The following is a 24620-nucleotide window of genomic DNA, read 5'->3' as shown; positions in this document are numbered from 1 at the left end:
ACAACCACCGGCTGCCTGATCAGATCACCCACTCCGATGTGCGGAAGACGGGTCTAGATCGCAACAAAGCGGCCCCGCCGGACGTTCACGGAGCGGAGGAAGGGGAGGGACCCATGTGGGCGATCATCGGGTGGCTGGTGGCGATCTGGATCGTGCTGGCGGTCGTAGGAGCCGTCGTGAAAGGACTTTTCTGGCTCGCCGTGATTGGAGGACTACTCCTCGCAGGCACCGCGGCTTACGGTGCGATCAAATCCAAGCGGTGAGGCTGGTCTGAACGGGACGAACCGCTCACCATGAAGCGGTGCTGCAATCCAACGAGGCCCGCCTCGAACGGTGGGAGCGAAAGGTCGAGTGGCCGCTGACGGCCCTCGCCGTGCTGTTCCTCGTCGTGTACGCGTGGCAGGTGTTCGACGACCACGGGAGCATGCACGTCACTCTCGAGATCGTGTTGTGGCTGGTCTGGGCGGTGTTCGCCGTCGAGTACCTCGTCCGGCTGACGCTCGCGAACAACAAGATCTGGTTCCTCAGAACGCATCTCTTCGATCTTGCGGCCGTCGTGCTGCCGATGGTGCGGCAATTGCGCGTTCTCCGGTTGATCACGGTCATCAAGCTGCTGAACAAGAAGTTCCAGCACAAAATCCGGCAACGCGTGAGCATTTACGTCGGCGGCGTGACGATCATCGTCGTGTTCTGCGCGAGTCTCGCGGTGCTGGACGCGGAAAGGCATGCGGAAAACGCCAGCATCACCACGTTCGGTGACGCGCTGTGGTGGACGCTCACCACCATGTCGACGGTCGGGTACGGCGACCGCTTCCCCGTCACGGGCGAAGGACGCCTCGTGGCCGGGCTGCTCATGGTCGGCGGCATCGCGCTGCTCGGTGTCATCACCGGCACGATCGCCAGCTGGCTCGTGGAGAAGCTGCGCGGCGTCGAGGAAGCCGAGCTGGAGACCGCGCAGGAGCTGCGGAGCCTACGCGCCGAGATCGCCGAACTCCGCGCGGAGCTCAAGGCGCGCAGCAGCGGCTGACGTCCACAACCGCGCGTCCCAGCCCGCGGCCAGAGCACCCTGCACGTTGGTGGCCCGGTCGTCGAAGAAGATCACGTCGGAGGAGCCGATCACGGACTCCGCGTGCCGCCAGATCGCGGCATCCGGCTTGGCGAACCCGAGGTCGCCGGAGAAGATCAGGTGCTGGAAGTGCTTGGCCCACGGCACTTTCTCGGCCAGCCGCGCGAACGTCGTCGGCGCGTTGGACAGCAGCGCCAGCGGCACGCCCAGCGAGTCCAGGTCGTCGATCAGCGCCACGGTGTCCGCCACCGGCTCGTCGAGCCAGCCCGCGTTGTCCATCGCGGTCATCTCGCGCACGGTCGCGTCGTCGAACGTCAGCCCCAGCGAGGACCCGATCAACGACCAGTAGTCCGCGTCCGACCCACCCCGGTCGTAGGCGTCCCGGTCCCAGTACGCGGCCTCGAAGCGCGGAAGCGGCACCCCGAGCCGCTCCGCCATCGCGGGCAGTGCCGGGTTCCGCCGGCTGATGACCTCGCCGAAGTCGAACACGATCCAGCGCATCTCAGGCGTCCTCTCGCAGCCGACGCAGCACCTCGGCGATGTCGGACGAGTCCACGTCGCCGTGCGTCACGAACCTGACCTTGCCCGACATGGGACTGGCGAAAACCCCGACATCGCGCAACGAGGTCAGCGTCTTCTCCGGGTCCGGCACGGACGCCAGGACGATGTTCGTCGCGGGCTCTGGCACGTCCCACCCCAGCGACCGCAGCCCTGCGGCCAGGGCGGAGGCGTTGGCGTGATCGTCGGCCAGCCGGGAGATCCGGTCCAGCGCGACCAGACCGGCGGCCGCCAGCACGCCACCCTGCCGGACTCCGCCACCGAGCATCTTCCGCACGCGCCGCGCCTCGACCACGAAGGACGACGACCCGGCCACGACCGACCCGACCGGTGCCCCGAGCCCCTTCGACAGACACACCTGCACGGTGTCGGCCCCGACCGTCAGCGCGGCGGGCGGCACCCCGAGAGCGACCGACGCGTTCCACAACCGCGCCCCGTCCAGGTGCACGGCCAGCCCGACGGACCGCGCCGCGGACACCAGCAGGGCGTGCTCGTCCGGTGGCGTCACCGTGCCGCCGGACGCGTTGTGCGTGTTCTCCAGGCACAGCAACGTCGTGCGCAGCCCGTAGTAGGGGGACTCGCCACCACCGGCGGCCGTCACGGCCTCGGCCGACATGACCGGGAGCCCGTGCGGCATTCCGCCCGCCAGCCACGCGGCGGTCCCGAGCTCGGCGTCCAGCACGTGCGCGCCGAGCGGAGCGAGGAACCGGTCACCGCGCTTCAGGTGCAGGAACAACGCGATCAGGTTGCCCATGGATCCGGACGGAACCCAGAGCGCGGCCTCGACGCCGAGCAGCTCGGCGACCCGCTCCTCCAGCGCCGCCATGGTCGGGTCGTGGTCCAGTACGTCGTCGCCGACCTCGGCCGTCGCCATCGCGCGGCGCATCTCCTCGCCGGGCTGGGTGACGGTGTCCGAGCGCAGGTCGATGGGGGTCACGAACCCGATCACATCACATCCGGTGAACGACCGAGGGGGTGATGTAGCTCTCGGCGGTGGATCGTGCAACCGTTGTTGCCTCAGATTCCGTCCGGTAAGTGCAACTCGAGGAACGAGCGGAGAGCAGTCCGCGTGGATCAGCGCGACGAGCAGGAGTTCGCGGAGTACTTCGTGGCTCGCCGTGAGGCCGTGCGCCGAACGGCATACCTGCTGTGCGGCGACTGGCACCGCGCTGACGACTTCGCGCAGACAGCGTTCGTGGCGGTGCACAGGAGGTGGCGGAAGATCCGGGACAAGCAGGCTCTCGACGCCTACGTCCGGCGCACGCTCGTGCGCGCGGTGATCGACGAGTCGCGCCGTCCGTGGCGGCGCGAGAAGTTCACCGACGAGCTGCCGGAGTCGCCGACGCCCGATCACGAGGTCGGTGACGCGGTGGCGACGCGCGAGGCGTTGATGAAGGGCCTGCGCAGAGTCCCGCCGCGGCAGCGGGCCGTGCTCGTGCTGCGGTTCCTCGAAGGCCTGGACGTAACGGCGACGGCAGAAGTTCTGAAGTGCTCGGAAGGAACTGTGAAGAGTCAGACCGCACGCGGGCTGACCGCGTTGCGGGAAGCTCTCGGTGACGCCATCGACGACCTGCGACCGGCGTCGTGACCAGCGTGGTGACCGTGGAGAGGAGGACGTAGATGGACGAGCAGAAGCTCGCGGACCTGTTCCGCGACGCGGTGCACGACGCGCCACCGGCGTCCTTCGACGCGAGCGACGTCCGCACCGCTTCGCGACGCGCCACGCTGCGAAGGCGCAACTCGATCGCCGCCGGCACTACCCTGGTCGTGGTGCTCGGTTTCGGTGGTGTGGTCGCGGGTACCAACTGGATCAACCAGGACAAGAGCACTTCGAGCAACCTGGGTTCTGGGCAGGCGAACGACAACAAGGCAGAATCGCCGCTGACCGGACCGGCGACGGCGCTGGAAGCTCAGCCGCCGCAGAAGGACTTCCCTGGCGACCCGTCTACGCAGGGGGACGGGTCCACGCCGGGAAGCACTGGTCTTTCGACCAGTGATCGCGCAGTGCAGGGCTGCGCAGGTGTGGACCGAGAGCTCGCCGACGCCCTCGCCGGAGAGCTTTCGGTCTCACCGGAGCACGCACAGCCGCCGACGGTGACCTGTTCACCGGACTCGCGGTCGGCCGCGTTCAAGATCGACGGGCTGACGATCACCGCGATCGTCACGCAGAAGGCCTTCGAGGCGCCTGCAGGCGCGGAGAAGGTCAGGACGGCCAAGGGCCAGGACCTCTACGTGTTCACGCAGGGCGACGGCGAGCTGAAAGGCCAGGCCAAGCGGTTCGCGGACGCACTGGCGCCCAAGTTCTGATCAAGCGCCCAGTACTCTGGCGCGACTATGACGGCAGCAACCCCCAAGGGTGAGCGCAGGCGACAGGCGCTCGTCGAGGCCGCGTCCGAACTGCTCGTGGAGGGCGGCTTCGACGCGGTCAGGCACCGCGCGGTCGCCGAACGCGCAGGTCTGCCGCTCGCGTCGACCACGTATTACTTCGACTCCCTGGACGAGCTGATCACCGCCGCGGTCGAGTTCCACGGCAGGACCGAGCTCGCGAACGGCAGGGAACGGCTCGCGGGGCTCTCGGAGCAGCTGACCGACGACGACGTGCTGATCGAGCTGATCCTCGACCTGCTCGTCGGCCAGGACGTGACCGACACCGAGACGATGCTGCTGCGCTACGAACGCCTCGTCGCGACCGGCCGCCGTCCGTACCTGCGGCCGTTGATGCGCGTGCTGTCCACGGAGCTGCACGAGCTGATCGCCGACATCGTCGCCCGCTCCGGCCGCGACATCGCGCCCGACCGGGTCGAGGAGCTGATCGCGCTGGTGGACGGCGCGATGGTGAACGCGTTCATCGAGCTGAAGCCGGATCCGCGCGGCGTCGCGGGCAGGATGCTCCGAACGGCCCTTTCGCGTCACGAGTGATGCAACCTCGCGTTCCCCTGATGCGTTCCCCTGGTTGAGGACGCGAGAGGGGATCGCATGCGCAAGGCCGATGAGCAGGGCTTTCGCGAATTCGCGGCAGCCAATGCCGCGTCTTTGCGACGCACCGCCTATCTGTTCTGTGGTGACTGGCACACGGCTGAAGACCTGATGCAGTCGAGCCTGATGAAGATGTACATGGCCTGGAAGCGCATCAAGGACCTCGACAACCTGATCGCGTACGCCCGCAAGGTGCTGCTGCGCACGTGGCTGGACGAGAAGCGCAGGCCGTGGCGCAGAGCCGAGCAGCGCGACGGGGAGCTGCCGGACACCGCGGACGCGACGGTCGATCCCGACAACACGAGCGCGAAGCTGTGGGCGCGTGAGCTGGTGCACACGGCGTTGCTGCAGGTGCCGCCGAGGCAACGAGCGGTGCTCGTGCTGCGTTATTTCGAAGACCTGTCGGTCGCCGAGGTGGCGGTGGCCATGGGGTGCACCGAGGGAACGGTCAAAAGCCAGACGGCACGTGGTCTCGCGACACTGCGCGCCATCGTGGAGAAGCTCGACAGCAGTTCGGGGAGGGTCGCATCGTGAGTGAGCAGGAGATCCGCGAGGGAATGCTGCTGGCCGTCTGGGACGAGCCGCCGCTCGACTTCGACCCCGACGTCCTGATCAAGCGGGTCGAGCAGAAAAAAAGTCGACGGCGAGCGCTGGTCGGTGTGGGCGTGGCTACGGCGGTGATCGCCGTGGCGTCGTTCGCGCTGCCCGGCCTGCTGCCCCGTGACGGCGGCAGCCAGCTCGCCTCCGAGGGGCAGGCGACCACCTCCGCGCCGCCGAGCGAGTCCGTCGAGAAGAAGGCGCAGCGCATCGGTGACAAGCTGGCGGAGAAGCTCGCGCTGAAGAGGACGGACTTCAAGGAGATCTACGCGGAGTTCCACCCCGGCCAGTTCACCTATCCCCCGTACTCGACGCCGACCACGACGCGGCGCAACCCGTCCGACCCGGACTTCTCGGGCTACGTGTACCTGAACGACAACATCGGACCGACGGCACTGCGGGTGACGGCCGGGCGGCCGGGGTTCTCGATCTCCAACTTCTGCGTGAGCGCGAGCTACTGCCACGAGTCGCTGCAGAAGGACGGGTCGACCGTCTTCGAGGCCGAGTACCTGGAAGGGGGCTCCGAGGTCGCGCGGGCGGAGGTGGTGCGCCGGTTCTCCAGCGGGTACGTCGTGCAGATCAGCAGCCACAACTACAACCCCGCGTCCGGACAGGGGCTGCGGCAGACCGTGCCGGTGCGCGTGGGCGTGCTCACAGAGCTGGTCACGGAGCCGAGCATCACCTGGGAGTGAGCCCCGTGTGCACTAACCTGACGGCGTGAGCAAGCCGCGCATCGCCAACGTCCTCGCAGGTCGCTACGCCTCCACGTCGCTCGCGACGCTCTGGTCGGCCGAGCACAAGATCGTGCTGGAGCGCCAGCTGTGGCTCGCCGTGCTGCGGGCTCAGGCCGCCGCCGGTATCGACGTGCCGGCGACCGCGATCGCCGACTACGAGCGCGTGCTGGAGCAGGTCGACCTGGAGTCGATCGCGGCACGTGAGCGGGTCACGCGGCACGACGTGAAGGCGCGCATCGAGGAGTTCAACGCGCTGGCGGGCCACGAGCAGGTCCACAAGGGCATGACCTCGCGCGACCTGACCGAGAACGTCGAGCAGCTGCAGGTGCTGCGCTCGCTGGAGCTGATCAGGTCCAAGGTCGCCGCCGTGCTCGGACGCCTCGCACGGCTCGCCGCAGAGCACTCCGACCTGGTCATGGCCGGTCGCTCGCACAACGTGGCGGCGCAGGCCACGACGCTGGGCAAGCGCTTCGCCACCGGGGCGGACGAGCTGCTCGTCGCGTTCTCGCGGCTGGACGAGCTGATCGCGCGGTACCCGTTGCGCGGCATCAAGGGCCCGGTCGGCACCGCCCAGGACATGCTCGACCTGCTCGGCACGCCCGAGAAGCTCGAGGAGCTGGAGCGCACCGTCGCGGGCCACCTCGGCTTCGAGCGCGTGCTGACGTCGGTCGGCCAGGTGTACCCGCGCTCGCTGGACTTCGACGTGGTGTCCACGCTCGTGCAGCTCGCGGCGGCGCCGTCGTCGATCGCGAAGACCATCCGCCTGATGGCCGGTCACGAGCTGGTGACCGAGGGCTTCAAGCCCGGTCAGGTCGGTTCGAGCGCGATGCCGCACAAGATGAACACCCGCTCGTGCGAGCGCGTGAACGGCTTCGCGGTGATCCTGCGCGGCTACCTGTCGATGGTCGGCGAGCTCGCCGGCGACCAGTGGAACGAGGGCGACGTGTCGTGCTCGGTGGTCCGCCGCGTCGCGCTGCCGGACGCGTTCTTCGCGTTCGACGGGCTGCTGGAGACGTTCCTGACGGTCCTGGACGAGTTCGGTGCCTACCCGGCCGTGGTCGCGCGCGAGCTCGACCGCTACCTGCCGTTCCTCAGCACGACCAAGGTGCTGATGGCGGCCGTGCGCGCGGGTGTCGGCCGGGAGACCGCGCACGAGGCCATCAAGGAGAACGCGGTGGCCGTCGCGCTGGCGATGCGCGAGCAGGGTCTCGCGCAGAACGACCTGCTGGACCGCCTGGCCGCCGACGAGCGCCTGCCGCTCGACCGCGCCGCGCTGGACGCGTTGCTGGCCGACCGCCTGTCGTTCACCGGCGTGGCGTCGGCGCAGGTGGCGTCGGTCGTCGAGCAGGTCGCCGCGGTCGTCGACAAGTACCCGGCGTACGAGCCGGAGCCGATCCTGTGATCGTTTCCAGTCTGCACGTCTACCCGGTCAAGGGCTGCGGCGGGCACTCCGTCGCGTCCTCCGCCGTCGACCTCACGGGGTTGCGGGACGACCGGATGATGATGCTGGTCGACGACGAGGGCGTCTTCCTGTCGCAGCGGAAGATGCCGGCGATGGCCGCGTTGCGCCCGTCGCTCGTGGACTCCTCGCTGACGATCGGCGGGGAGTCGTTCCCGGTCGTCGTCGACGGGCCGCGGATTCCGGTGGTCGTGCACACCTGGCACGGCTTCGGCGTGGACCAGGGCGATGCCGCGGCCGCGTACTTCTCCGACGCCCTTGGCAAGTCGGTGCGGCTCGTGCGGACGCCGCCGGACCTGCGCAGGGAGACGACCGGGGAGACCACGGGCCTCGTGGGGTACGCCGACGGCAACGCGTTGCTGATGATCTCGCTGTCCTCTTTGGACGGTCTGAACGAGCGCATCCTGGAACGCGGCGGTGATCCGGTGCCGATGGACCGGTTCCGCCCCAACGTGGTCGTGTCCGGATCGCCGGAGCCGCACGTCGAGGACCGGGTGCGGCGCGCGGTCATCGGTGACGTGGAACTGGCCTACGCCAAGGACTGCGTTCGGTGCGCGGTGCCGATGGTGGACCAGGAGACGGGCCACAAGGCCGGTCCGGAACCGATCCGCTCACTGGCCACCTACCGGCGTGATCCCGACGGCGGCGTGACCTTCGGGATGAAGGCCCAGGTCGTGCGCACCGGTTCCATCGCGGTCGGCGACAAGATCGACGTGCTGGACTGGGCCTAGACCCTCTGCCAGCGCAGCCGGTCGCCGCGGTTGCTGTCCTTGCGGCAGACCAGCGGCTCGCCGCGCGGGCTGAGGCCGAGCGCGCCCTCGGGATGGCAGAACGCGCCCTCCCGGACGAACAAGCCCTGTTGCGGGGGTTCCGTGGTCGTCGTCGGCCGCGCGGGTGGCGGTGCCTGCACGGGCGGCGGCTTCGGCTTTGTCGTGGTGGTGGTCGTCGTCGTGGTCGTCGAACTCGTGGTCCTGACCGTGATGTCGGCGACGTCCGGGGTCGGCACGATGCTGACCGACTGGGTGGTGCTGGTGGTCTGCGAGCCCGGAGCCGGGGACGAGACGGGGCTGGAGTCGATGCTCCACCCGGCTACTCCCAGCACGACGAGCAGTCCCAGGGCGGCCAATGCCGGGATCCACAGAGCCTTTCGGGTGAGCACGGGGTGCACCTTAAGGCTCTTCTTCCTTGATCTGTAGAGGTGAAGGGGTGTGCGTCGGGTTTCCCGAACACGGCACGTAGGCTGACCAGCGTGCCTACGCTCGCTGACTACCAGCACGTCGCCCGCGGCAAGGTTCGCGATCTGTACGAAGTCGACGACGAGCTGCTGCTGTTCGTCGCGTCCGACCGCATCTCGGCTTACGACCACATCCTGAGCACGGAGATCCCGGACAAGGGCCGCGTTCTCACCGCGATGAGCGTGTTCTGGTTCGAGCGGCTCACCCCGAACCACCTGGTCGCCTACGACGACCCGCGCATTCCCGCCGAGGTCCGCGGCCGGGCGCTGCTGGTGCGCAAGCTGCAGATGGTCGACGTCGAGTGCGTGGCGCGCGGATACCTGACGGGCTCGGGCATGGCCGACTACCAGGCGACCGGCTCGGTGTGCGGGGTCGAGCTGCCGGCCGGGCTGGTCGAGGCGTCCGAGCTGAACCCGCCGATCTTCACGCCCGCGTCGAAGGCCGAGCTCGGCTCGCACGACGAGAACGTGTCGTTCGACGTCATCGCCGCGAAGCACGGCGAGGAGCTGGCCTCCAAGCTGCGCGACCGCACGATCGAGCTGTACAGCGAGGCGCGTGCGTACGCGTTGACCCGCGGCCTGATCCTGGCGGACACGAAGTTCGAGTTCGGGCTCGACGCCGCCGGTGAGCTGGTGCTGGCCGACGAGGCCTTCACGCCGGACTCGTCGCGGTACTGGCCGGCCGAGGGCTACGAGCCCGGTCGCGTGCAGCCGGCGTTCGACAAGCAGTACGTGCGCGACTGGCTCACGTCGGACGCCTCCGGCTGGGACCGGAAGTCGGACACGCCGCCGCCTCCGCTGCCCGCGGACGTCGTCGAGGCCACCCGGAAGAGGTACGTGGAGGCGTACGAGCGGCTGACCGGCCGGTCTTTCGCCGACTGGCTCGCGTGAGTTAGCCCTGGTTTCACGCGGACGTCACCACGGCGTGGCGCACTCAGAACGTGCACTCACAGCTCGTGGTCTCACTGTCCGGCATCGGTCCGCAGACCCTCGACCGGTGCGCTGATCTGGCCGCGGCCCTGCAGCCGCGGCAGGTGCCGTTGTCGCTGCTCGTGGTCCCCCGCGAGCTCGGCAGGGCGCAGGAATGGGTGCGTGCCAGGGCGGCGGCGGGCGACGCCGTCGTGCTGCACGGCCTCGGTCAACGCCGGTTGCCCGCCCACGAGGCGGGGCTGCTGCTCACGGGTGCTCGTGCGCAGATGGAAGCCATCGGCCTCGACGCCGACACGTTCGCGCCCCGGCGGTGCGTGGCGTCGCCAGGCACGTTGATCGCGCTGGCCAAGCACCGGTTCACCCGCTGCGCCGACGCCCACGCCGTCCGTGATCTCAGCACCGGCCTCGCGACGCTGGGCCGCCTGCACGCGCTGACCGAACGCAGCAGCTTCGGTGAGCTGCGGTCGCTCGCGCTGGTCTACTCCGCGGCTCGGTCCGCGCGTCGCGGTGGACTGACCCGGATCACCGTGGACGCCCGCGACCTGCACCGGCCGGGCGCACGGCAGGCCGTGCTCGACGCCGTGGACATCGCCCTCGCCCACGACGCCGAACCGACCACGTACGTCAGACTGCCGTCTCCTCGCCAAGCGTCAGCGGCCTGACCTCGGTGCCCTCCGGCTTGAGCATGTCGAACATCCGGTAGGCGTTCTCCGGCATCGACAGCAGCTTCTCGTGGATGGGCACGGCCGTGCGCGGCTTGATCGCGCGCATGAAGTCGACGGCTTCGCCGAGCCGCAGCCACGGCGCGCCGGCCGGCAGGCCGAGCACGTCGACGTCCTCGTCCGGCACGAACAGCGAGTCGCCGGGGTGGTAGAACGCGCCGTCACCGACCACGTAGGCGGTGTTCGGCACGATCGGGATGTCCTCGTGGATCATCGCGTGCCTGCCGCCGACCACCTTGACCGTCGTGTCGCCGACCTTGAACACGTCACCCGGCTGGGCGACGGTCGGGTTGTCGACGCTGGGCGCCGAGCCCTCGTCGACGATCAGCTGGGCCTGCGGGTTCGCCGCGAGGAGCTTCGGCAGCCGCTCGACGTCCAGGTGGTCGTAGTGCTGGTGCGTGATCAGCACGGCGTCCAGGTCTTGCACGTCCTCGAACCCGCTGGAGAACGTGCCGGGATCGATCAGGATGCGCGTCGACCCGGTGTCGAGCAGCACGCAGGCATGACCGAAATGGACAACTCGCATGGATTCCTCCATTACCGACGTTCGGTGGGCTGACACGGTCAGGTGACGTCGGAAGTATCAAAGGGCATGAGGAAAACCCTGCAACTCCTCACGGCACTGGCGCTCGCCCTGCCGATGACGTCCTTTGTCCCTGCTACCACCACCTCTACCCCTGCACAGGCTTTGGCGCCTCAGTCGCCTCAGTCGCAGGAGATCGGCACCGAGGAATCGCTCTCGGTGCGAGTGGGTGGCAACAACCGTTCAACCACGATCGAACGCCCGGGTTCCGGTTACGTCAAGATCCATTTCACGGACCTGCGGATCCTGCCCGGCGACGTGCTCACGGTGTCGAACCCTGACGGCACCGAGAAGTACACCTACACGCGCGACCTGAAGGCCTCCCAGACCGCCACGATCGACAAGGCGGGCTTCTGGGCCATGTCGATCACCGGCGAGAAGGCCGTCGTGTCGCTGAAGAACCCGCTCAGCCGGGTGCGGATCGACAAGATCACCCGCGGCTACACCGAGGCCGAGATGTCCTCGCAGCCGTCGGTGCAGAGCATCTGCGGCACGAACGACTACAAGGACGCGGTCTGCTACCAGTCCAGCAACCCGACCGAGTGGGGCAAGACCGCGTCCGTCGCGAAGCTGCTGCGCAACGGCAGCTCGCTGTGCACGGCGTGGCGGGTCGGCCCCAACAACCGCATGCTGACCAACAACCACTGCTTCACCAGCACCACCGGTATCGAGGTGTGGTTCAACTACCAGTGCCCGACCTGCGGCGGCACCACGTCGGCCACCGTCACGAAGGTGCTGGCGGCCCAGGTCCTCAAGACCGACTCCGGCCTGGACTACACCCTCTTCACCGTGAACAACTTCTCGGCCATCAGCTCGTTCGGTTACCTCGAACTGGACGCGCGCGTCCCGGCCGTGGGTGAAGAGATGTACATCGTCGGCCACCCGGCCGGGAAGCTGAAGAAGTTGTCGTTGCGCGACAACAACAACGGCGGTGGCTACTGCGTCGTGCGCGCGGTGCGCGTCAACGGCAACGTCTCGCAGTCCGACATCAGCTACATGTGCGACACCGAGGGCGGCTCGTCCGGCTCACCGGTGTTGTCGAGGCGCACGCACAAGGTGATCGGCCTCCACCACTTCGGCGGCTGCCCGAACCAGGGCGTGCGCATCGACCTCGTCGCGGCGCAGATCAACCCACTGCTGTGAGGATCTCCTCCTCTTCCTGCTGAGTGAGCCCCGCCTTGCGGGCCCTGTCCAGTCCGAGGCCGCGCTCGTACTCCAGCGAGTCGAGCGCGGTCTCGGCCAACGGCCTGGTCCGCAGCCCGTTCGCGAGCGCGTTGCTGACGTCGCGGCCGGTCATCTTGGCCCACTCCTGCGGCAGCCACAGCGGAATCGACCGCGGCCCGGACCACGGGTTGATCTCCAGCTGCGCCAGCACGCTCTCCGGCACGCTCACGATCTGCGTGCCCGGCGCCGCCGTGGCCCCGGCGATCTCCCCGATCGCCATCTGGAACGGCATGACGGGCCCGGTCGAGTCGTAGGTGCCCGTGATGCGCTCCTCGGCCGCGAACACGATCCACTGCGCAAGATCCCGCACGTCGATGTGCTGGAACCCGAGGTCGGGGCTGTCCGGCACGACCACCCTGCCACCCTTGCTGAACCGCGCGGGCCAGTACCCGAACCTGTCGCTGGGGTCGTCCGGCCCGGTGATCAGCCCGGCCCTGACGATGAACTCCCGCCCCGCCACGGCCTCCCTGACCGCGTTCTCACTGGCCACCTTGACGCCGCCGTACCGCTCCGGCGTGAACTCGGCCTCCGGGTCGTCCTCCAGCGCGGGCAGGAGCTCGTCACTGCCCGTCGAGTGGTCCGCGTAGACCGAGATGCTGGACACGAACGTCCAGTGCGGCGTCGTCGGCCCGAACGCCTCCAACGCGTCCCGCACCCAGTTCACCGAGTACTTCGCCACGTCGATCACCGCGTCGAACTGCTCCCCGGCGAGCTGGTCGAACGCGCCGGGTTTGTTCCTGTCGACCGAGATCAGGCGGGCGCCTTCCGGAACCGCGCCGGAGGCACCGCGGGCGGCGCACACGACGTCGTGGCCGCGGCGGACGGCCTCCGCCGTGACGGCCTTGCTGAGGAACACGGTTCCGCCGAGCACCAGGATCTTCATGATCCCCAGCTTCCGTCCGATCCTGCCGAAGTGCCAGCCTCTCTGCTTTCGGCGTAATACAGCCTTGGAATGAGTCCAAGACTCGGTCGTTCGGTCCCGATCAGCTGGACTTCCTGAACTGGTGTTCGGGTTCGGCCGATGGACGTTTCGTGAGTCTGCACGCCTTCGTCGACGAGTCGCGGCGAAACAACACGTACCTGCTGGCCGCTGTCCTCGTCGATCCCGGCGACCTGGCGCGCATGAGGAAAGCACTGCGTCGGTTGCTGTTCCCAGGTCAGCGAGAACTTCACTTCAAGAAGGAGAAGACCGATCGACGCAAGCTGATCGTGTCCAAGCTGGTGTCCATCGGCGCCACCGTGCACATCTACACGTGCGACTGCTCCGCCGGTGAGGAAATCGCGCGTCAGGAGTGCCTCATCGCACTCATCAACGATCTCGTCGACCTGAAGACGAGGAGGCTGGTGCTCGACAGCCGAGAGGAGCGCAACCTCCACGACGCTCAGACGATCCGCACGACGCTGGGCAAGAGGCCGAGTTACTCGAAAATCACCTATGAGCACCTGGACAGCACGCACGACGAGCTGCTCTGGATCCCGGACGTGGTGGCGTGGTGCCACGGTGCTGGAGGTGACTGGGCGAGGCGCGTGCGCCCGCTCGTCGCGAAGGAGACTGCTGTGGACAAATGGTCCAGATAGCGCAAAGCACGGCGGCCGACCGTCCGGACGGGCACCGTGCTCACTTCCTCGGCCTACGGGGCCTTGGCAAAGCCAACTCTACCAAACGGACCCGCCGAGGCAAGCTCGTTCACCCGGTGGTGCGATCGGTGAAGATGTGCCGCCGACCACGTGTCGAGTTGATGAACCCCCAGGTCAGGTAGGGTCTCAAAGTACCGCCAGCCCCTCAAACCCGGGAGCAGTCTGTCGTGGCCCGAGTCGTCGTCGACGTCATGCCGAAGCCCGAAATTCTCGACCCCCAAGGACAGGCGGTGGCGAACGCGCTGCCGCGGCTCGGCTTCGACGGCATCACCGCCGTCCGCCAGGGCAAGCACTTCGAGCTGGAGGTCGCCGACGACGTCGACGACGCCACGCTCGCCAAGATCGCGGAGACCTTCCTCGCCAACCCCGTGATCGAGGACTGGACCGTGCGCAGGGTCGAGGCATGAGGGTCGGTGTCATCACCTTCCCCGGCACGCTCGACGACGTCGACGCGCAGCGGGCCGTCCGGTACGCCGACGGGGAGGCCGTGCCGTTGTGGCACGGGGACCACGACCTCAAGGGTGTCGACGCGGTCATCGTGCCCGGTGGGTTCTCGTACGGTGATTACCTGCGCTGCGGTGCCATCGCGCGGTTCGCGCCCGTCATGCAGGAAGTGATCGAGGCCGCGAACAAGGGGATGCCGGTTCTCGGCATCTGCAACGGCTTCCAGATCCTCGCCGAGGCGCACCTGCTGCCGGGCGCTCTCACCCGCAACCACAAGCTGCACTTCGTGTGCCGTGACCAGTGGCTCAAGGTCGAGAACAACTCGACCGCGTGGACCACCAGGTACGACGCGGGAGCCGAAATCCTGATCCCGCTGAAGTCCGGCGAGGGCGGCTACCAGGCCGACGAGGACACGCTGAAGGAGCTGGAGGACAACAACCGGGTCGTCTTCCGGTACGTCGGCGAGAACCCGAACGGCAGCCGCAACAACATCGCGGGCATCACCAACGCCAGGGGCAACGTCGTCGGCCTCATGCCGCACCCCGAGCACGCCGTCGACGCGCTCACCGGCCCGACCGACGACGGACTGGGCATGTTCCTGTCTCTGCTCGACACGGTGGTGAAGGCATGATCGACACCGTCAAGAACGCCGAGAACACGCCCGACCAGGAGCAGCCCTACAAGGAGCTGGGCCTGAAGGACGACGAGTACGCGCGCATCAGGGAGATCCTCGGCAGGCGCCCGACGGACGCCGAGCTCGCGATGTACTCGGTCATGTGGAGTGAACACTGCTCCTACAAGTCGTCGAAGGTGCACCTGAAGTACTTCGGCGAGACCACGACCGACGAGATGCGCTCGAAGATGCTCGCGGGCATCGGCGAGAACGCCGGCGTCGTCGACATCGGTGACGGCTGGGCCGTCACGTTCAAGGTCGAGAGCCACAACCACCCGTCGTACGTCGAGCCCTACCAGGGCGCGGCCACGGGTGTGGGCGGCATCGTCAGGGACATCCTCGCGATGGGCGCGCGGCCGCTCGCGGTCATGGACCCGCTCAGGTTCGGCAAGCCGGACGCCGAGGACACGAAACGAGTCCTGCCCGGCATCGTCGCGGGTATCGGCGGCTACGGGAACTGCCTCGGCCTGCCCAACATCGGCGGCGAGGTCGTGTTCGACGAGTCCTACCAGGGCAACCCGCTGGTCAACGCGCTGTGCGTCGGCGCCATGCGCAAAGAGGACCTGCACCTCGCGCACGCGAGCGGCACCGGCAACAAGGTCATCCTCTACGGCGCGCGCACCGGCCTCGACGGCATCGGCGGCGTGAGCGTGCTGGCCAGCGAGACGTTCGACGACAGCGCCGGCAAGCGCAAGAAGCTGCCGAGCGTCCAGGTCGGCGACCCGTTCACCGAGAAGGTGCTGATCGAGTGCTCGCTCGAGCTGTTCGAGAAGGGCCTCGTCGTCGGCATCCAGGACCTCGGCGGCGCGGGCCTCTCCTGTGCCACGAGTGAACTCGCCTCCGCGGGCGATGGCGGCATGCACGTGTACCTGGACCGGGTCCCGCTCAGGGCGAAGAACATGACCCCGGCGGAGATCCTCTCCAGCGAGTCCCAGGAACGCATGTGCGCGGTCGTCGAGCCGGGCAACGTCGCGGCGTTCATGGAGGTCTGCGAGAAGTGGGACGTCATCGCCACCGAGATCGGTGAGGTGACCGACGGCGACCGCCTGGTGATCACCTACCACGACGAGGTCGTCGTCGACGTGCCGCCGCGTACCGTCGCCCACGAGGGCCCGGTCTACCACCGGCCGGTCGAGCGCCCCGCCGACCAGGACGAGCTGCAGGCGAACACGCCGGACAGCCTGCCGAGGCCGGAGAACCTGCTCGAACTGATCAAGATCATGGCGGCCAGCCCCAACCTGGCCTCCAAGAAGTGGGTCACGCAGCAGTACGACCGGTACGTGCGCGGCAACACGGTCCTCGCTCAGCCCAGCGACGGCGGCATGATCCGGATCGACGAGGAGACGCACCGCGGTGTCGCTCTCTCGACGGACTGCAACGGCCGCTACACCAAGCTCGACCCGTACGAGGGCGCGAAGCTCGCGCTGGCCGAGGCCTACCGCAACGTCGCGGCCACCGGTGCCACGCCGGTCGCCGTCACGAACTGCCTCAACTTCGGCTCGCCGGAGGACCCCGGTGTCATGTGGCAGTTCGAGCAGGCCGTGAAGGGTCTCGCGGACGGCTGCGCGGAGCTGGGCATCCCGGTGACCGGCGGCAACGTCAGCTTCTACAACCAGACCGGCACCACGGCGATCCTGCCGACGCCGGTCGTGGGCGTGCTGGGCGTGATCGACGACGTGCGGCGCCGCATCCCCACCGGGATCGGGGCCGAGGCCGGCGAGACGCTGCTGCTGCTCGGCGAGACGAAGCCCGAGTTCGGCGGGTCGGAGTGGGCGCACCACGTCCACGGCCACCTCGGCGGGTTGCCGCCGAAGGCGGACCTGCAGCGCGAGAAGCTGCTCGGCCAGATCCTCGTCGCGGGCTCCCGTGACGGCATGGTCTCCGCCGCGCACGACCTCTCCGAGGGCGGTCTGGCGCAGGCGCTGGTCGAGACGTGCCTGATCGGCGAGACGGGTGCGCGGGTCTTCCTCGAAGGCGACCTGTTCACGGCGTTGTTCAGCGAGTCGGCGGGGCGCGTGCTGGTCGCCGTGCCGCGCACCGAGGAGCAGCGCTTCACCGACATGTGCACCGCGCGCGCTCTGCCGTGGCGCAAGGTCGGTGTCGTCGACCCGGAGTCGAACGCGCTGGAGATCCAGGGCCTCGGTGAGCTGTCGCTCGACGAGCTCCGCGAGGCCTGGGAGGGCACCCTCCCCGCCCTGTTCGACTAGTCGGTTTCAGCGCATCGCCGTCAACTGGCGGCGATGCGCTGCAGCTGCTCGAACTTGCCGTTGAAGAGGTTTTGGTCGCCGGGGAAGAGGCCGGCCGCCTGCCACTGCCAGATGGTGTGGAAGTCGAAGCCCAGCGGCAGGGGGCCCAGCTTCGAGTTGTAGTGCGCGATCCACAGCGGGTTGTCGTCGCCGAACTTCACCGAGCCGCCGACGCACTTGTTCCACCAGTTCGTGGACGTGTAGATCATCGGATACCGCTTGGTGCGCGCGAAGACCGTGTCGCTGAACGCCTTCACCCACGCCGTCATCGCGGCCTGGTCCATCTTGTAGCAAGTCTCGCCGTACGGGTTGTACTCCATGTCCAACGCCGGCGGCAGCGTCTTGCCGTCCGGCGACCAGCCGCCGCCGTTGTCCACGAAGAAGTTCGCCTGCCTGGCTCCGTCGGAACGGTCCGGCAGCGCGAAGTGGTATGCCCCGCGGATCATGCCGACGTCGTAGGAACCGTTGTACTGCTGGGTGAACTTGGGGTTGCGGTAGTGCGTGCCCTCGGTCGCCTTGACGTAGGCGAACCTGGCTCCCTTGGCCCAGGAGGACTTCCAGTCGACGTCACCCTGGTGGCTGCTCACGTCCATGCCGGGCACCTTGCCCTCGGTGGGTGGTGACTCCGTTGTTCGCAGCTCACCGGTGCCTTCGTGCTTGCGTATCTGAGAACCCGCGAAGTGGTCCGCGGAACCCTCGGGCAAGGGCGCCGCGGACGCGGGGGCCGGCGTCATGCCGGCGACGATCGCCACGATGCTGATCAAGGTCCGCATGGAGTAGATCGTGCGACCGTTTGTCCGAATTTGCCACCGGCATCACCCGTCCAGGCGGGCCAGCTCCTCCTTGGTCAACTCAAGGTGGGTGGCCGCGGCGGAATCGCGGATGCTCGCCGGGCGGGAAGCACCCGGAATGGGGACTACCACTTCGGACTTCGCGAGCATCCACGCGAGGCAGGCCTGGTGCGCGCTCACGCCGTGCGCGTCGCCGACCTCCTTGAACGGGCCGCTCAGCGACCCCGCCTTGCCGATGCCGCCGAACGGGCTCCACGGCAGGAACGCGATGCCGAGCTTCGCGCACAGCTCCAGCTCGGGCTCGCTCGACCGGAACGACGGCGAGAACTGGTTCTGCACGGCCGCGAGCCGCCCGTCGAGGATGTCGTTGGCCAGCACGATCTCGTCGGGGTTGAAGTTGGAGACGCCCGCGTAGCGGATCTTGCCGTTGTCCAGCAGCTCCTTCAGCGCGCCGACCGACTCGGCGATCGGCACCTTCGGGTCCGGCCGGTGGAACTGGTACAGGAAGATCTGCTCGACCCCGAGCCGTCGCAGCGACCCGTCGACGGCCTTGCGCAGGTACTCGGGACGTCCGTCGAGGCCCCAGCCACCGCCCGGCAGGCGGGTGTGGCCGCCCTTCGTCGCGACGAACACCTCCTCCGGCCTGCCGCGCAACGCCTCGGCGATCAGCTCCTCGTTGTGGCCGAAGTCGCTGTCGTCGAGCGAGTAGGCGTCGGCGGTGTCGATGAACGTCACGCCCGCGTCGAGCGCGGCGTGAATCGTCTCGATCCCCTGCGCGCGGTCCGGCCTCCCCTGGATGGAGACGGGCATGCCGCCCAGGCCGATGGCGCTGACTTCCACTTCTCCGATACGACGCTTCTGCATGAACCCCACTCTGGACCAGCTCGATTAAGCTGTCCAACGCAAAGAAGTGATCCCATTGAGCACTGCGGGTGATGAATAGTGGAACTCAGACAGCTCGAACACTTCCTCGCGGTCGCCGACGAGTGCCACTTCACGAGGGCAGCGCGCCGGATGCACGTCTCGCAGTCGGGCCTGTCGGCGTCGATCCGCGCGCTGGAGGTCGAGCTCGGCGCGCCGCTGTTCCTGCGCACCACCCGCCAGGTCGAGCTGACCCAGGCCGGACGGGCACTGCTGCCAGAGGCCAGGCGCGCGCTCGGCAGCATCGAGTCGGCCAAGGACGCCGTCGCCGCGGTGCAGGGGCTGCTGCGCGGCACGTTGTCCGTCGGGAGCCTGCAGTGCCTGCACGTGGTGCACCTGCCGGCGGTGCTGTCGCGGTTCCACGAGATCCACCCCGGCGTCGAGATCAGGATGCGCCAGTCCGGCAACGCCGAACTCGTCGAGGAGGTCCGCGCGGGACGGCTGGACCTCGCGTTCGTCACCCGTCAGCCGAAGATCGCCGACAACCTGCGGGTGTCCACTTTGGCCACTGAACCGCTGGTCCTCGCGTGCGCACCGGGAAGTCCGTTCGCCGCACGCGAGTCCGTCGAACTGTCCGAACTGGCCGGTCAGCCGTTCGTCGACTTCAACCCCGACTGGGGCACGCGCGACGAGGTCGACCGCACGCTCGCGGCGGCGGGGGTCGAGCGGCACGTCGCCGTCGAGGTCAACGACGTGCACTCACTTCTGGACTTCGTCGGGTTCGGTCTCGGGGTTGCGCTCGTCCCGCAGTCCTTCGCCAACAAGTCGGAACGCGTCCGTTTTCTCGCGCTCCGCTGCGACGTAGACGTCCCCGTCGCGGAAACGGTCGTGGTCAGCGGCAACACCGTTGGCGCTGCCGCCGGTGTTCTGCTGGACATGGTCTTCGAGGCGCGGGCCGGCCGCCTCCGTGCTGCCGGTTAGCAGCCAGCCCTCGCGCGGGGTGCGGAACGCCGTGCCCGGCAACACGGTCAGCGGTCCTCTCTGCTGTGCGGGTGGTGCCTCCGCGAGCGCGAGGAACGTGCCGACCTCGGCGTCGCGGAGGTCGACCTCCTTGGGGCCGAACGTCACCTCGGTGAACGCGATCCCGCCGTGCAGCTTCGCCCGCGCCAGGTCGAGCCGTCCGTGGAAGGTCGCGCCGGAGAACAGGGTCGGCTTCTTCACCTCGATCTCGTGCAGCGTCGTGATGCCGTAGAACTGGGCGCGGCGTGCGGTGAACCGGTGGATCCGCCTGCCGTCCAGCCTGAAGTACTCGAGTGCCGCGCCGGTGAGATCGAGGTCGTAGTACTCCTTCTTGTCCTTTCCCCACGACAGCAGGTCGCGCAGCAACCTCTGGGCGGTGCGCCGGACCTGCTGCTCCTGCTGCACTTCCGGCTCAACGTCCACGAACACCGTGTCCGGGTCGGCGGCGTTCTTCTCCCACGAGGGGTGCCGGAACGGGCGGCGCAGGTAAGCGCACAGGACGTCGATCACCGTCTGCTTGTAGCGCGGCGTGGAGTTCGCGAGCCACACCAGGGAGTGCATCGCGCCCACGCGCACCTGGTCGGCTTCGTTGCCGAGCAGCTCGACCGAGCGGGCGAACCGCTCGTCGGCGACCTTCTCGCTCTCCAGCCAGTGCTTGCGGTCGTTGAGCCACAGCGCGTGGAGCGCGACGACGGCTCCGCCCGCGACACCGGCGGTCTTCACGATCTCGATCGGCGGAGCCTTGAACACCTGGAGGAGCACCGCGGTCGCCGCGGTGACCACGGCGGCGGCGAGGACCGCCATCAGCCACTGCCACTTCACGTCAGTTCCTCCACGCCTGCGGCAACTCGGGTTCCGTCGCGAACGTACAGCCGTCGGCCTTCACGTCCGCCCACTCCGAGCCCAGGAACTTGGTCTCGCCGAGGAACTTAGTGTCGGTGAAGACCGCGAGCCCGCGTGCCTTGAACCGGCTGAACCACGCCTTGCCGCGGCACTCGGTGTGGTGCATGTAGAACCGGCCGTTCACCTCGGCCTCGGTGAGGTACACGTTGCCGTGGATCACCATGTGGTGGAACGCGTTGGACTCGTTGAGGTGCGCCACCCGCAGGATCAGGTCGCCGACGTGCCGGTACGACAGGTCCATGTAGTGCAGATGGGCCTTCGTGAGGTTGAGGTCGTAGCGGACCGGGTCCTTCTCCTCGACGCGCGGCAGCAGGTCCTCGATCAACCGCTGCGCCGTCAGCCTGACCTCCAGCTCGATCTCGCTGAGCTCCGCGTCGAAGTCCTCCGGGTCGTCGGTGTACTTGAACGGCCGGCGCAGGTAGGCGCAGAGGATGTCCAGCACGGTCTGCGTGTACTCCGGCCGGGACTTGGCGAGACCGGCCAGAGCGTGCATCGCACCCACCCTGACCTGCGCTGTGTCGTGGCCCAGCAGCTCGATGGCGCGCGCGAACCGCTCGTCGGCGACGCGGGACCTGTCGTGGTCGATGCGCTGGCTCTCCAGCTCCTGACGGGCCTCCTCGACGCGCCGCCGCCGGTCGTTCAGCCACAGCGCGTAGAGCGCCACGATCGCGCCGCCCGCGAGTCCGCCGGTCTTGATGGCCTCGTGTTTCGGCGCGCCGGGGTCGATGAGCAGCAGGAGGCCGCCGACCAGCGCAAACGCTCCGACCGACGCGAAAATGGTCGGGAGCAGCAAATTTCTCGGGCGCCGGTGCTTGCGTTTGCCGTTGCCCCACAGGAACCTCACGAGGTCGGCATTCTGCCAAGCGGCCGGTGCATGATGGGCGGGAACGGGCTCAACGCGAACGGGGTGGGCGAGTGGAACGGCCGAACTGGGCGCCGGGGGACATCGACCTGGAACGGCCGAGTGTCGCCCGCGTGTACGACTACTGGCTGGGTGGCGCGCACAACTTCGCCGCCGACCGCGCGGTCGGGCAGAAGGCGCTGGAGTTCATGCCCGAACTGCGCGAGGTCATCCTCAACCACCGCGCCTTCCTGCGCAGGGCCGTCCGCTACCTGCTGGGCCGCGGTGTCCGGCAGTTCCTCGACCTCGGCTCCGGCATCCCGACGGTGGGCAACGTGCACGAGATCGCCCAGGCCTCCGACCCGTCCGTGAAGGTCGTCTACGTCGACATGGACCCGGTCGCCGTCGCGCACAGCCGGTCGCTGCTGAACGGCAACGATCGGGTGAACGTGCTGCAGGCCGACGTGCGCGACACGGCATCGGTCCTCTCCTCGCCGGAGGTGAACGACCTGCTCGACTTCGAGCAGCCGACCGCGGTGCTGATGATCGCCTTACTGCACTTCATCTCCGACGAGGAGAACCCGATCGGGATCATCGGCGGATACCGCGACCGTCTCGCTCCCGGAAGCTTCCTGGCCGTCTCCCACGCGGGCTATGAGGCGGACGAGGAGACGGACTCCTACCGGGCCGCCCGGTCCATGTACGACCGCAGCGTCACTCCGATGACCTACCGCAACAAGGTCGAGTTCACGAAGCTGTTCGAGGGGTTCGAGCTGGTCGAACCCGGTGCGGTGCGGCTGCCCCTGTGGCGACCGGAGTCCCCTGACGACCTGGACGGGTCCGGACGGCCCTTTCCGGCCTTCGGCGCGGTAGGCCGGAAGGTGTAGAGGTGACTCCATACGGCTACCGCCCGTATGCTGCGCGTTCGTGGCGTTAGGGCCGAGCAGATGACCGAACGGGTTGACCACCGGGTGCGTGACGACCGCTCTCCTTTGGACCCGGCCGTGTTGGCCGGTGCCGAGTCGTTCGCGCGCAGCTGGGCGACGGCGGTGATCGGTTCCAGCTACGTCCCGATGACGAGGGCCGAGGTCGCCCAGCACCTGCAGGACCTGACCGAGATGCTCGTCGAGGCCCTGTTCGCGAGCCCGTTCCGCACGGCACCCGGCTACGAGATCGGCTCACGGCTCGTCGACGCGCACTTCACCGGCACCGACACGCTGGGCCGCACCATCCAGCTCCTCGGCGACGACCTGCTGGCCGAGCTGGGCTCCGCGGGCGACGAGCGCCTGCAGTCCCGCCTGGCCGCCCTGCAGGGCGCGTTGTCCGCCGGATACGCCCGCGCGTTGCGCGAGCGCACGCTCGCCGAGCAGGAGGCGATCAGGGCTGCCGTCCTGGACGCCCGTGACCAGGCTGAGGCGATGCTGCGGGCGTCGGAGGCCCGGTTCCGCGCGATGTTCACCGAGGCCGCGATCGGCATCGGCATCGCCGACATCGACGGCCGGATACTGGACGTCAACCAGGCCCTGCAGGACATGCTCGGGTTCAGCGTCGAGGAGATGCGCCAGTACAACGTGCGCGACCTCATGCATCCCGAGGACGCGGGCAGCGTGTGGCGGCTCTACGACCAGCTCATCGCGGGCGAGTGCGACCACTACCGGGCCGAGAAGCGCTTCCACCGCGCCGACGGCGAGCAGGTGTGGACGCACCTCACGCTGTCGCTGGTCCGCGACGACCACGGCGAGCCGCAGTACCAGGTGGCGATGATCGAGGACGTCACCGATCGCCATCTGCTGCAGAACCGGCTGCGCTACCAGGCCCTGCACGACCCGCTGACCGGTCTGCCGAACCGCGCGCTGTTCCTCGAACGCCTCGGCCGCGTGTTCAACAACCGCGGCAAGCACCTGCGGGCTGGCCTCTGCTACCTCGACCTGGACGGCTTCAAGGTCATCAACGACTCGCTCGGCCACGACATCGGAGACCAGCTGCTGGTCGAGGTCGGCCGCAGGCTCGACCACTCGGTGTCCGGCGAGGGCAAGCTCGTCGCGCGCATGGGCGGCGACGAGTTCGTGATCCTGGTCGAAGGCTCGACCGGCGAGCAGGACATCGTCGACGTGGCCGACCGCGTGCTGACCGAGCTGGAGGCCCCGATCCGCATCGCGGGTCACGAGCTGTCGGTCTCGGCGTCGATCGGCATCGTCGAACGGCAGCTGTCCGGCACGACGTCGGCCGACCTGATGCGCGACGCGGACATCACGCTGTACTGGGCGAAGGCCGACGGCAAGGCGCGCTGGGCGTTGTACGACCCGGAGCGCAACGCCCGTGAGGTCGCCCGCTTCACCCTGTCCGCCACGATGCCCAGAGCCCTGGAACGCGGCGAGTTCTACGTCGAGTACCAGCCGCTGGTGCGTCTGGAGGACAGCACGGTCGTCGGCGTCGAGGCGCTGGTGCGCTGGCAGCACCCGGAGTTCGGCCGCCTCGCACCCGACCGGTTCATCGAGCTGGCCGAGGAGACCGGTCTCATCGTCCCCTTAGGACGGTGGGTCCTCCGCAAGGCCTGCGAGGAGGCGCGGCGCTGGCTGGTCGAGTTCGGCGACGCGGCCCCGTTCGTGTCGGTGAACCTGGCCGTGCGCCAGTCCCGCGACCCGGAGCTGGTCCGGGACGTGAAGCGGATCCTCGACGAGTGCGCGCTGCCACCGCACCACCTGCAGCTGGAGCTGACCGAGTCGGCGATCATGGGCACCGCCGACGAGCCCCTGGAAGCGCTGCGAGCGTTGTGCGACATGGGTGTGCGCATCGCCATCGACGACTTCGGCACCGGATACTCGAACCTGGCCTACCTGAAGCACCTGCCCGTGCACGAGCTGAAGATCGCCGGCTCGTTCATGGAGGGGCTGCGGGCCGAGACCGAGGAGGACCCGGTCGACTCGCAGATCGTCGCGACCCTGGTCCAGCTGGCGCACGCGTTGTCGCTGGGGGTCACGGCCGAAGGCGTGGAGACGCCGGCTCAGGCCGCCCGGTTGCTGCGGCTCGGTTGTGACACCGGGCAGGGCTGGTTCTTCGCGCGGCCAGGACCGCCGGAGGACATCGACAGCCTGCTGCGTGGTGATCTCTAGCCCGGGG

At 68.5% G+C, this 24620-nt stretch carries 27 protein-coding genes; 19 read left to right on the top strand and 8 right to left on the bottom strand.

Going from position 1 to position 24620, the window contains the following annotated elements:
* The coding region (locus IEZ09_RS46930; RefSeq protein WP_229813249.1) for a hypothetical protein at nucleotides 1–263 on the top strand (263 nt) is incomplete at its 5' end.
* A gap of 38 nt (nucleotides 264–301) precedes the next feature.
* Nucleotides 302–1027, top strand: a complete 726-nt coding sequence (locus IEZ09_RS35395) for a potassium channel family protein (protein WP_189258178.1) — start codon at nucleotides 302–304, stop codon at nucleotides 1025–1027.
* On the opposite strand, the gene IEZ09_RS35390 is transcribed toward IEZ09_RS35395, so the two are convergent.
* Together IEZ09_RS35390 and IEZ09_RS35385 are read right to left on the bottom strand one after the other, a co-directional pair.
* Complete coding sequence (locus IEZ09_RS35390) at nucleotides 971–1567, bottom strand: HAD-IA family hydrolase (protein WP_189258177.1); 597 nt, start codon at nucleotides 1565–1567, stop codon at nucleotides 971–973. The two genes, IEZ09_RS35395 and IEZ09_RS35390, sit on opposite strands and share 57 nt — an antisense overlap.
* A gap of 1 nt (nucleotide 1568) precedes the next feature.
* The gene (locus IEZ09_RS35385) at nucleotides 1569–2510 is read right to left on the bottom strand and encodes a threonine aldolase family protein (RefSeq protein ID WP_370467772.1); all 942 of its coding nucleotides are present in this window, start codon (nucleotides 2508–2510) and stop codon (nucleotides 1569–1571) included.
* A 183-nt stretch (nucleotides 2511–2693) separates the two neighbouring features.
* On the opposite strand from IEZ09_RS35385, the gene IEZ09_RS35380 reads away from it, so the two are divergent.
* Genes IEZ09_RS35380 through IEZ09_RS35350 form a run of 7 tightly spaced genes read left to right on the top strand, consistent with a single transcriptional unit; the run spans nucleotide 2694 to nucleotide 8121 of the window.
* Entirely contained in the window at nucleotides 2694–3212 is a 519-nt protein-coding gene (locus tag IEZ09_RS35380; protein WP_189258176.1) for a SigE family RNA polymerase sigma factor, read from the top strand.
* 32 nt (nucleotides 3213–3244) lie between these two features.
* The gene (locus tag IEZ09_RS35375) at nucleotides 3245–3931 is read left to right on the top strand and encodes a hypothetical protein (RefSeq protein WP_189258175.1); all 687 of its coding nucleotides are present in this window, start codon (nucleotides 3245–3247) and stop codon (nucleotides 3929–3931) included.
* Between the two features lie 27 nt (nucleotides 3932–3958).
* On the top strand, nucleotides 3959–4543 hold the full coding sequence (locus IEZ09_RS35370; protein ID WP_189258174.1) for a TetR/AcrR family transcriptional regulator: 585 nt from the start codon (nucleotides 3959–3961) through the stop codon (nucleotides 4541–4543).
* 57 nt (nucleotides 4544–4600) lie between these two features.
* Nucleotides 4601–5134: an RNA polymerase sigma factor gene (locus IEZ09_RS35365; RefSeq protein WP_189258173.1), complete on the top strand. Its 534-nt coding sequence runs from the start codon at nucleotides 4601–4603 to the stop codon at nucleotides 5132–5134.
* Entirely contained in the window at nucleotides 5131–5889 is a 759-nt protein-coding gene (locus IEZ09_RS35360) for a hypothetical protein (RefSeq protein WP_189258172.1), read from the top strand. The genes IEZ09_RS35365 and IEZ09_RS35360 overlap by 4 nt, the downstream gene beginning before the upstream one ends.
* A 25-nt stretch (nucleotides 5890–5914) precedes the next feature.
* Nucleotides 5915–7333 carry an adenylosuccinate lyase gene (gene purB / locus IEZ09_RS35355; RefSeq protein ID WP_189258171.1) on the top strand — a complete coding sequence of 473 codons (1419 nt, stop codon included), beginning with the start codon at nucleotides 5915–5917 and terminating at the stop codon, nucleotides 7331–7333.
* Nucleotides 7330–8121, top strand: coding sequence for an MOSC domain-containing protein (locus IEZ09_RS35350; protein ID WP_189258170.1), 792 nt, complete (start codon nucleotides 7330–7332; stop codon nucleotides 8119–8121). The genes purB and IEZ09_RS35350 overlap by 4 nt, the downstream gene beginning before the upstream one ends.
* Here IEZ09_RS35350 and IEZ09_RS35345 read toward each other — a convergent pair.
* A complete protein-coding gene (locus IEZ09_RS35345; protein ID WP_189258169.1) occupies nucleotides 8118–8549 on the bottom strand; it encodes a hypothetical protein in 432 nt (143 codons plus the stop codon). The two genes, IEZ09_RS35350 and IEZ09_RS35345, sit on opposite strands and share 4 nt — an antisense overlap.
* Nucleotides 8550–8639: 90 nt before the next feature.
* Here IEZ09_RS35345 and IEZ09_RS35340 point away from each other — a divergent pair, with 90 nt between their 5' ends.
* Together IEZ09_RS35340 and IEZ09_RS35335 are read left to right on the top strand one after the other, a co-directional pair.
* On the top strand, nucleotides 8640–9515 hold the full coding sequence (locus IEZ09_RS35340) for a phosphoribosylaminoimidazolesuccinocarboxamide synthase (RefSeq protein ID WP_189258168.1): 876 nt from the start codon (nucleotides 8640–8642) through the stop codon (nucleotides 9513–9515).
* A 50-nt stretch (nucleotides 9516–9565) separates the two neighbouring features.
* Nucleotides 9566–10216 carry a polysaccharide deacetylase family protein gene (locus IEZ09_RS35335; RefSeq protein WP_189258167.1) on the top strand — a complete coding sequence of 217 codons (651 nt, stop codon included), beginning with the start codon at nucleotides 9566–9568 and terminating at the stop codon, nucleotides 10214–10216.
* Here IEZ09_RS35335 and IEZ09_RS35330 read toward each other — a convergent pair.
* The gene (locus tag IEZ09_RS35330; RefSeq protein WP_189258166.1) at nucleotides 10179–10802 is read right to left on the bottom strand and encodes an MBL fold metallo-hydrolase; all 624 of its coding nucleotides are present in this window, start codon (nucleotides 10800–10802) and stop codon (nucleotides 10179–10181) included. The genes IEZ09_RS35335 and IEZ09_RS35330 overlap by 38 nt on opposite strands.
* A gap of 66 nt (nucleotides 10803–10868) precedes the next feature.
* On the opposite strand from IEZ09_RS35330, the gene IEZ09_RS35325 reads away from it, so the two are divergent.
* Entirely contained in the window at nucleotides 10869–12002 is a 1134-nt protein-coding gene (locus IEZ09_RS35325) for a trypsin-like serine peptidase (protein ID WP_189258165.1), read from the top strand.
* Here IEZ09_RS35325 and IEZ09_RS35320 read toward each other — a convergent pair.
* Nucleotides 11986–12966 (bottom strand): NAD-dependent epimerase/dehydratase family protein, encoded by a 981-nt coding sequence (locus IEZ09_RS35320; RefSeq protein ID WP_189258164.1) that lies wholly within the window; start codon nucleotides 12964–12966, stop codon nucleotides 11986–11988. The genes IEZ09_RS35325 and IEZ09_RS35320 overlap by 17 nt on opposite strands.
* Before the next feature lie 149 nt (nucleotides 12967–13115).
* On the opposite strand from IEZ09_RS35320, the gene IEZ09_RS35315 reads away from it, so the two are divergent.
* The 4 genes from IEZ09_RS35315 (at nucleotide 13116) to purL (ending at nucleotide 17045) form a co-directional block, all read left to right on the top strand.
* Nucleotides 13116–13661 carry a hypothetical protein gene (locus IEZ09_RS35315; protein WP_189258163.1) on the top strand — a complete coding sequence of 182 codons (546 nt, stop codon included), beginning with the start codon at nucleotides 13116–13118 and terminating at the stop codon, nucleotides 13659–13661.
* 227 nt (nucleotides 13662–13888) lie between these two features.
* Entirely contained in the window at nucleotides 13889–14128 is a 240-nt protein-coding gene (gene purS / locus IEZ09_RS35310) for a phosphoribosylformylglycinamidine synthase subunit PurS (RefSeq protein WP_030465889.1), read from the top strand.
* Entirely contained in the window at nucleotides 14125–14796 is a 672-nt protein-coding gene (gene purQ, locus IEZ09_RS35305) for a phosphoribosylformylglycinamidine synthase subunit PurQ (RefSeq protein ID WP_189258162.1), read from the top strand. The genes purS and purQ overlap by 4 nt, the downstream gene beginning before the upstream one ends.
* Nucleotides 14793–17045 carry a phosphoribosylformylglycinamidine synthase subunit PurL gene (gene purL / locus IEZ09_RS35300; protein WP_189258161.1) on the top strand — a complete coding sequence of 751 codons (2253 nt, stop codon included), beginning with the start codon at nucleotides 14793–14795 and terminating at the stop codon, nucleotides 17043–17045. The genes purQ and purL overlap by 4 nt, the downstream gene beginning before the upstream one ends.
* A gap of 20 nt (nucleotides 17046–17065) precedes the next feature.
* Here purL and IEZ09_RS35295 read toward each other — a convergent pair whose 3' ends face one another.
* Entirely contained in the window at nucleotides 17066–17857 is a 792-nt protein-coding gene (locus IEZ09_RS35295; RefSeq protein WP_189258160.1) for a lysozyme, read from the bottom strand.
* A 42-nt stretch (nucleotides 17858–17899) separates the two neighbouring features.
* Nucleotides 17900–18739: an aldo/keto reductase gene (locus IEZ09_RS35290; RefSeq protein WP_189258159.1), complete on the bottom strand. Its 840-nt coding sequence runs from the start codon at nucleotides 18737–18739 to the stop codon at nucleotides 17900–17902.
* Nucleotides 18740–18817: 78 nt separating this feature from the next.
* Between IEZ09_RS35290 and IEZ09_RS46920 the strand changes: the two genes are divergently transcribed.
* Nucleotides 18818–19717: a LysR family transcriptional regulator gene (locus tag IEZ09_RS46920; RefSeq protein WP_189258158.1), complete on the top strand. Its 900-nt coding sequence runs from the start codon at nucleotides 18818–18820 to the stop codon at nucleotides 19715–19717.
* A gap of 862 nt (nucleotides 19718–20579) precedes the next feature.
* On the opposite strand, the gene IEZ09_RS35280 is transcribed toward IEZ09_RS46920, so the two are convergent.
* A complete protein-coding gene (locus IEZ09_RS35280; RefSeq protein ID WP_370467771.1) occupies nucleotides 20580–21503 on the bottom strand; it encodes a hypothetical protein in 924 nt (307 codons plus the stop codon).
* Between the two features lie 71 nt (nucleotides 21504–21574).
* On the opposite strand from IEZ09_RS35280, the gene IEZ09_RS35275 reads away from it, so the two are divergent.
* Both IEZ09_RS35275 and IEZ09_RS35270 read left to right on the top strand, forming a co-directional pair.
* A complete protein-coding gene (locus IEZ09_RS35275; protein ID WP_189258157.1) occupies nucleotides 21575–22387 on the top strand; it encodes an SAM-dependent methyltransferase in 813 nt (270 codons plus the stop codon).
* Between the two features lie 60 nt (nucleotides 22388–22447).
* Entirely contained in the window at nucleotides 22448–24613 is a 2166-nt protein-coding gene (locus tag IEZ09_RS35270; RefSeq protein ID WP_189258156.1) for a putative bifunctional diguanylate cyclase/phosphodiesterase, read from the top strand.
* Nucleotides 24614–24620: the final 7 nt, after the last annotated feature.

The organism is Lentzea flava (genome assembly GCF_014648475.1).
Lineage (GTDB): Bacteria > Actinomycetota > Actinomycetes > Mycobacteriales > Pseudonocardiaceae > Lentzea > Lentzea flava.
This window is presented reverse-complemented; position numbering and strand designations above follow the sequence as displayed.

Excerpts from the sequence above, each read along its gene's own strand:
- IEZ09_RS35390 (WP_189258177.1), bottom strand. The coding sequence starts at position 1,567 with ATGCGCTGGATCGTGTTCGACTTCGGCGAGGTCATCAGCCGGCGGAAC.
- IEZ09_RS35385 (WP_370467772.1), bottom strand. The coding sequence starts at position 2,510 with ATGCGCCGCGCGATGGCGACGGCCGAGGTCGGCGACGACGTACTGGAC.
- IEZ09_RS35375 (WP_189258175.1), top strand. The coding sequence starts at position 3,245 with ATGGACGAGCAGAAGCTCGCGGACCTGTTCCGCGACGCGGTGCACGAC.
- IEZ09_RS35370 (WP_189258174.1), top strand. The coding sequence starts at position 3,959 with ATGACGGCAGCAACCCCCAAGGGTGAGCGCAGGCGACAGGCGCTCGTC.
- IEZ09_RS35365 (WP_189258173.1), top strand. The coding sequence starts at position 4,601 with ATGCGCAAGGCCGATGAGCAGGGCTTTCGCGAATTCGCGGCAGCCAAT.
- IEZ09_RS35330 (WP_189258166.1), bottom strand. The coding sequence starts at position 10,802 with ATGCGAGTTGTCCATTTCGGTCATGCCTGCGTGCTGCTCGACACCGGG.
- IEZ09_RS35325 (WP_189258165.1), top strand. The coding sequence starts at position 10,869 with ATGAGGAAAACCCTGCAACTCCTCACGGCACTGGCGCTCGCCCTGCCG.
- IEZ09_RS35320 (WP_189258164.1), bottom strand. The coding sequence starts at position 12,966 with ATGAAGATCCTGGTGCTCGGCGGAACCGTGTTCCTCAGCAAGGCCGTC.
- purQ (WP_189258162.1), top strand. The coding sequence starts at position 14,125 with ATGAGGGTCGGTGTCATCACCTTCCCCGGCACGCTCGACGACGTCGAC.
- purL (WP_189258161.1), top strand. The coding sequence starts at position 14,793 with ATGATCGACACCGTCAAGAACGCCGAGAACACGCCCGACCAGGAGCAG.
- IEZ09_RS35295 (WP_189258160.1), bottom strand. The coding sequence starts at position 17,857 with ATGCGGACCTTGATCAGCATCGTGGCGATCGTCGCCGGCATGACGCCG.
- IEZ09_RS35290 (WP_189258159.1), bottom strand. The coding sequence starts at position 18,739 with ATGCAGAAGCGTCGTATCGGAGAAGTGGAAGTCAGCGCCATCGGCCTG.
- IEZ09_RS35270 (WP_189258156.1), top strand. The coding sequence starts at position 22,448 with ATGACCGAACGGGTTGACCACCGGGTGCGTGACGACCGCTCTCCTTTG.